The 5,624-nt window shown below is 72.4% G+C and carries 6 protein-coding genes; 3 read left to right on the top strand and 3 right to left on the bottom strand.

Annotated features, from left to right (window positions below; genetic code table 11):
* Window positions 1-143 precede the first annotated feature (143 nt).
* Together VIM26_RS07240 and VIM26_RS07235 are read right to left on the bottom strand one after the other, a co-directional pair.
* Window positions 144-1,052 (bottom strand): hypothetical protein, encoded by a 909-nt coding sequence (locus tag VIM26_RS07240; protein ID WP_331949677.1) that lies wholly within the window; start codon window positions 1,050-1,052, stop codon window positions 144-146.
* 54 nt (window positions 1,053-1,106) lie between these two features.
* On the bottom strand, window positions 1,107-2,159 hold the full coding sequence (locus tag VIM26_RS07235) for an ABC transporter ATP-binding protein (protein ID WP_331949676.1): 1,053 nt from the start codon (window positions 2,157-2,159) through the stop codon (window positions 1,107-1,109).
* Between the two features lie 65 nt (window positions 2,160-2,224).
* On the opposite strand from VIM26_RS07235, the gene VIM26_RS07230 reads away from it, so the two are divergent.
* The 3 genes from VIM26_RS07230 (at window position 2,225) to VIM26_RS07220 (ending at window position 4,758) form a co-directional block, all read left to right on the top strand.
* Window positions 2,225-2,896 carry an ABC transporter permease gene (locus VIM26_RS07230; RefSeq protein ID WP_331949675.1) on the top strand — a complete coding sequence of 224 codons (672 nt, stop codon included), beginning with the start codon at window positions 2,225-2,227 and terminating at the stop codon, window positions 2,894-2,896.
* The gene (locus tag VIM26_RS07225; protein ID WP_331949674.1) at window positions 2,893-3,645 is read left to right on the top strand and encodes an ABC transporter permease; all 753 of its coding nucleotides are present in this window, start codon (window positions 2,893-2,895) and stop codon (window positions 3,643-3,645) included. The genes VIM26_RS07230 and VIM26_RS07225 overlap by 4 nt, the downstream gene beginning before the upstream one ends.
* Before the next feature lie 108 nt (window positions 3,646-3,753).
* Window positions 3,754-4,758 (top strand): glycine betaine ABC transporter substrate-binding protein, encoded by a 1,005-nt coding sequence (locus VIM26_RS07220; RefSeq protein WP_331949673.1) that lies wholly within the window; start codon window positions 3,754-3,756, stop codon window positions 4,756-4,758.
* Window positions 4,759-4,782: 24 nt separating this feature from the next.
* Here the strand turns inward: VIM26_RS07220 and VIM26_RS07215 are convergent.
* On the bottom strand, window positions 4,783-5,624 hold an 842-nt coding region (locus tag VIM26_RS07215; RefSeq protein ID WP_331949672.1), incomplete at its 5' end, for an FAD-dependent oxidoreductase.

Genomic DNA, 5,624 nt, shown 5'->3' with positions numbered 1-5,624 from the left:
AACGTCCAGACGCTGACGTCCTATAGGACGTCAGCGCTCGGACGTTGTGGGTGGTACGGGAGGTGCGGGTGGTGCGGGCGGCGCGGGGGGCGGGAGGAGCGCGTGGTGCGGGCGGGCAGTGCGGGGGGGGCGCGGGGGAGGCGTCAGGCTCCGACGCGTGCGGCTACGGCGTCCGCGACGCGGCCCGCGGCGCCGTCGGACCAGGCGAGGAACAGCGAGGGCTCGGTCAGCTCGAGCTCGAGGATCATCGGTGAGCCATCGGTGTCCGGCAGCAGGTCGATGCGCGTGTAGAGCAGCGGGCCCTCCCCCGCGCCCGGCGTGAGCGCCGGGAGCGCCGCGACGAGCCGGTCCCCGACCTCGCGCTCGGCGTCGGTCGCGTCCCGCTCGCTGATCTGCTGCTTGTACAGCGCGTCGCCGGCGCGGTAGGGGCCGTAGAGCATCGCGGCCTTGCCCACCGAGTGGCTGAACACCCCGTCGATGTAGATCAGCGCGGTCTCCCCCGCGGTGTCGACCTGGGAGAGGTAGCGCTGCACCATCACATGCCGGCCCTCGCGCAGCAGGTCGCGGGCGTGCACGATCGCCAGGCCACGCTGGTCGGCCTCGTTGGACTTGTACCGCCCGGTGTCGCGACCGCCCGAGCTCACCGTCGGCTTGATCACGAACTCGCCGCTCGCCGGGAAGCGCGTGTGCACGGCGCGCGACGTGAGGTTGCGGGCCGGGTCGAGCCAGATGGTCGGCACCACGGGCAGCCCTGCGGCCTCGAGGTCGCGCAGGTAGGACTTGTCCGTGTTCCAGGTCAGGACGTCGGCCGGGTTGGCGAGCCGCGGCACGCTGTTCGCCCAGGCGAGGTACTGCTCGAGGCGGGGCGCGTAGTTCCAGGTGCTGCGCACCATGACCAGGTCGAACGCGTTCCAGTCGACGTCCGGGTCGTCCCAGACGGCGGGCACGGCGTCGATCCCGCGTTCTGCCAGGGCGGGCACCAGGGGCGCGTCATCCGCCTCGAGGTTTCCGAATTCGACGTTGGTGGCCAGGGCAACGCGAGGTGAACTCATGGGGTGCAGGTTACCGAGCCGCGCGCGGCGGGGCAGGCCTTGCTCGATCTCCGGTCACCCCGTGGTGCGTGCGGCGGTGTCGTCGGCGAGGTCCGGCAGCTGCGCCGTCATGCGGCGAAGGGCGGCGAGCAGCCCGTCCGGAGTGAGCTGCCCGACGACGGCGCCCCCGTCGCCCGAGACCGGCGCGGCCTGCCCGCCCGACGCCGCGAGGGCCGCGAAAGCGTCGTCGAGCCTGCTTCCCAGGCGCAGGGGGGCCTCCGGGGCGAGGCGAGGCGCGACGGGGCCTGCGCTCGGCGAGCCGCCGTCGGGCACGGATTCGAGGTCGCCGATCGCGAGCTCGCCGATCGCGAGCAACCGCACCGCGCGCCCGGCGCCGACGAAATCGGTGACCATGCCGGGTGCCGGCCGAGCGAGCAACGTCACAGCGTCGGCCAGCTGCTCGAGCTTGCCTCCGCGGCTGAAGACGGCGATCCGGTCGCCGAGACGCACGGCCTCGTCGATGTCGTGCGTGACGAGCATCACGGTCGTGCCGAGCTCGCGCTGGATCCGCCAGAACTCCTGCTGCAGCCGGCGCCGGCCGGCCGGGTCGACCGAGCCGAACGGCTCGTCCATGAGCAGCACCGGCGGGTCCGCGGCGAGCGCGCGCGCCACCCCGACGCGCTGGCGCTCACCGCCCGAGAGCTGGTGCGGGTAGCGCTGGGAGTAGACGCCGGGCTCGAGGCCGACCAGCTCGAGCAGCTCCGCGGTCCGGTCCCGGGTGCGCCGGGCGTCCCAGCCGAGCAGCGCGGGCACCGTGCCGACGTTCTGGCCCACGGTGCGGTGCGGGAACAGCCCGACATTCTGGATGACGTACCCGATGCGCCGGCGCAGCGCGACGGGGTCGGACAGCGCGATGTCCTCGCCCTTGACCAGGACGCGGCCGGACGTCAGCTCGACGAGCCGGTTCGCCATGCGCAATGTCGTGGACTTGCCGCAGCCCGACGGCCCGACGAGCACGAGCATCTCGTGCTCGTACACCTCGAGGTCGAGCTCGCGCACGGCGACGGTGCCGTCCGGGTACTCCTTGCGCGCCCGCTCGAAGCGGATGACCGGCTCTGCGCTGCTCATGGGCAGGGACGCTACCGGTGCGGTGCCACATCGCGCGCGTGGGCTGGGCCGGGTAGCGTCTGGCCGTGACCTCGACCGAGCCCGCGAACCCCTGGCTGTCGTGGTCCTACGTGCAGACCAACTGGGGCGACATCTCCGTGGCGCTGTCCCAGCACGTCTCGCTCACGATCGAGGCGGTGCTGATCGCCTTCGTGCTCGCCCTGCCGCTGGCGGTGCTCGCGCACAGCCGTCCGCGCCTCGCCGGGCCGGTCCTCGGCCTCGCGGGCGTGCTGTACACGGTCCCGTCGCTCGCCCTGTTCGCGATCCTCGCGCCGTTCACCGGGATCGGGCGCACCACGGTGCTCATCGGCCTGGTCTCCTACGCGATGCTCGTGCTGATCCGCAACATCCTCGTCGGGCTGCAGGGGGTGGACCCGGAGATCCGCGACGCCGCCCAGGGTCTGGGGTACGGCCGCGTCCGGATGCTGCTGACCGTCGAGCTGCCCAACGCGCTGCCGTCGATCGTCGTCGGGCTGCGCCTGGCGACGGTGACGACGGTCGCGCTGGTGACGATCGGGGTGATCGTGGGCTTCGGCGGGCTCGGCCAGCTGATGTTCCGAGGCTTCAACAGCAACTACCGCGCCGAGGTGATGACCTCGACGCTGCTCTGCCTGGCCATCGCGCTCGTCGCCGACCTGCTGCTCTTCATGGCCGGCCGGCTCGCGACGCCGTGGACCCGCGCGGGAGGTCGGCCGTGAGCGACAACAACGTGGTGGGGCAGGCCTTCGTCTGGCTGAACGACCCGCTGAACTGGCAGGGGCCCGAGGGCGTCCCGGCCCTCACCGGCGAGCACGTCGGCATGGCCGTGGTCGCCACCCTGCTCGCCGCGGTGGTGGCGCTGCCGCTCGGCATCTGGCTCGGCCATCGCGGCCGGGGCGGGACGATCACGGTGATCATCGCGAACACCTCGCGCGCGCTGCCGACGTTCGCACTGCTGCTGATCTTCGCGTCCACCGCGCTCAGCTTCGGGAACCGCCCGGTGGTCCTCGCCGCGGCGATCTTCGCGATCCCGCCGATCCTCATCAACGCCCACACCGGCCTGCTCGAGGTCGATCGCGACGTCCGGGAGGCCGCGCGCGGCATGGGCATGTCGGGCGCGCGGTCACTCGCGCTCGTCGAGATCCCGCTGGCCCTGCCGCTCATCGGCGCAGGCCTGCGCACGGCCGCGGTGCAGGTCATCGCCACCATCCCGCTGGCCGGGCTGGTCGGGGGCGGCGGGCTCGGGCCGATCATCATCGGCGGGCTCGCGACCCACCATTTCGGCGAGGTGCTGGCCGGCGGGCTGCTCGTCGTGGTCCTCTGCCTCGCGGCCGAGGGCGTGCTCGCCGCCGGTCAGCACTACCTCTCGCCCCGCCCGATGCGGCCCCAACGCGACCGCGGGCGCCGGAATAACGGGTCCACCGACCGGACAACGTCGGGCAATTCGGTCAAAACCACCGGATCGTAACCTAAACGTGACCTAGCAATGACGCCCGTTCGGTTGGCGGGCCCGAGTGGATCGCGGTCGAATTGGACTTCGTGCCGCACGGGCGGCCGATCATCCTGGGGGTCCTCCATGCGAGCACGTCGATCCACCCTGGCCGCCGTCGCGGCGGGAGTCCTGCTGTTGACGTCGGCCTGCGGGCAGGCGGGTTCCTCCGGGGGTTCGACCAGCACGTCGACCTCTAGCGCAGCTGCCCTGACCACCTGTGCGCCGGTCGCGGGTGACAAGTTGGTCGTCCTCGAGGACGACAAGGGCCTGCAGACGGTCGACAACATCGTCCCGGCGATCAACTCCAAGGCGATCGCGGGCGACTCGACGATCATCCCGCTGCTCGACGCGGTCTCCGCCACGCTCGACACCAAGACGCTCATCGGCCTGAACAAGTCGGTGGACGTGGACCGCCAGACCTCGACCCAGGTCGCGAAGGCCTTCCTCGCCGCCAAGGGCCTCGCCGCCCAGGACAGTGTCGGGAACGGCAAGAAGATCGTCGTCGGCGCGGCCAACTTCTCCGAGAGCGCGACGCTCGCCGCGATCTACGCGGGCGTCCTGAAGTCCGCCGGCTACGACGCGACCACGCAGACCATCGGGGCGAGAGACACCTACGAGCCGCCGCTCGAACAGGGCAAGCTCACGATCGTGCCGGAGTACGCGGGCACGCTCACGGAGTTCCTCAACAAGAAGGAGAACGGGGCCGACGCCAAACCCCTGGCCAGCTCGGACCTCGACGCGACGATGAAGGAGCTGACGACGCTCGGCACGAAGGTCGGGCTCTCGTTCGGCACGCCGGCCGCGGCGCAGGATGTGAACTCGTTCGCGGTCACCACGGCGTTCGCCGACAAGTACAAGGTCAAGACGCTCTCCGAGCTCGCCACGACGTGCGGCGGACTCGTGCTCGGCGGCCCGCCGGAGTGCCCGGACCGCCCGTTCTGCGAGCCCGGCCTGAAGAAGACCTACCACCTGCAGATCACCGATTTCACGTCGCTCGACGCGGGCGGCCCGCTGACCAAGACCGCCATCAAGGAGGGCAAGGTCGCGCTCGGTCTGGTGTTCTCCTCCGACGCGGCGCTCGCCGGCTAGCGGTTCTGCGGCTGCTCGGGGGGACTACAGCCCGTAGCCCTCGAGCAGCCGCAGCCACACCTCGCTCACGGTCGGGTACGCCGGCACCGCGTGCCACAGCCGCCGAAGCGGCACCTGCCCGACGACGGCGATCGTCGCCGCGTGCAGCAGCTCGGCGACCTCCGGACCCACGAACGTCGCGCCGAGGATGATCTCGCGCTCGGTGTCCACCACGATCCAGCCGATGCCCCGGTAGTCGTCCGACGCGACCGTCGGGCCGGCGAGCGACTCGATCTCCACGCTCACCGTCCGCACCGGGTAGCCCGCCTTACGGGCGGCCGCCTCGGTGAGCCCGACGGCGGCGACCTCGGGCCGGGTGAACACGACCTGCGGCACGCCCTGGTGGTCCGCCGTGGCCCGGAACTGGCTCCAGTCCGGGGCGTCGGTCGCCGACGACGCGTCGCCGTCGGGCCCGAACCGCGCCGCGACGACGTCGCCGGCGACCCGGCCGTCGTACTTGCCCTGGTGCGTCGTCGCGACCCGCCCGGTCACGTCCCCCGCCGCGAAGAGCCAGCCCTCGGCGACGGCGGTCACCCGCAGGGAGTCGTCCACGGCGATCGGCGCGCCGGGTTCGAGTCCGATCGTCTCCAGCCCGAGGTCGGTCGTGCGGGGCCGGCGCCCGGCCGCGACCAGCACCTCCGCGGCGAGCACCGACTCACCGACCGACAGGGAGAGCCGCACGCCGCGGTCGTCGCGCATCGCCCGGGTGACCTCGGTGCCGAACCGCAGGTCGACGCCGAGCTTCGTCAGCCCCTCGGCCACGGCGGCCGCGGCGAACGGCTCGGCGCCGGCCAGCACCCGGGTGCCGCGCACGAGCAGGGTCACCC

Origin of the sequence: Pengzhenrongella sp. (genome assembly GCF_036565025.1) — a bacterium.
Taxonomy (GTDB): Bacteria; Actinomycetota; Actinomycetes; order Actinomycetales; family Cellulomonadaceae; genus Pengzhenrongella.
This window is presented reverse-complemented; position numbering and strand designations above follow the sequence as displayed.

Excerpts from the sequence above, each read along its gene's own strand:
- VIM26_RS07235 (WP_331949676.1), bottom strand. The coding sequence starts at position 2,159 with ATGAGCAGCGCAGAGCCGGTCATCCGCTTCGAGCGGGCGCGCAAGGAG.
- VIM26_RS07240 (WP_331949677.1), bottom strand. The coding sequence starts at position 1,052 with ATGAGTTCACCTCGCGTTGCCCTGGCCACCAACGTCGAATTCGGAAAC.
- VIM26_RS07220 (WP_331949673.1), top strand. The coding sequence starts at position 3,754 with ATGCGAGCACGTCGATCCACCCTGGCCGCCGTCGCGGCGGGAGTCCTG.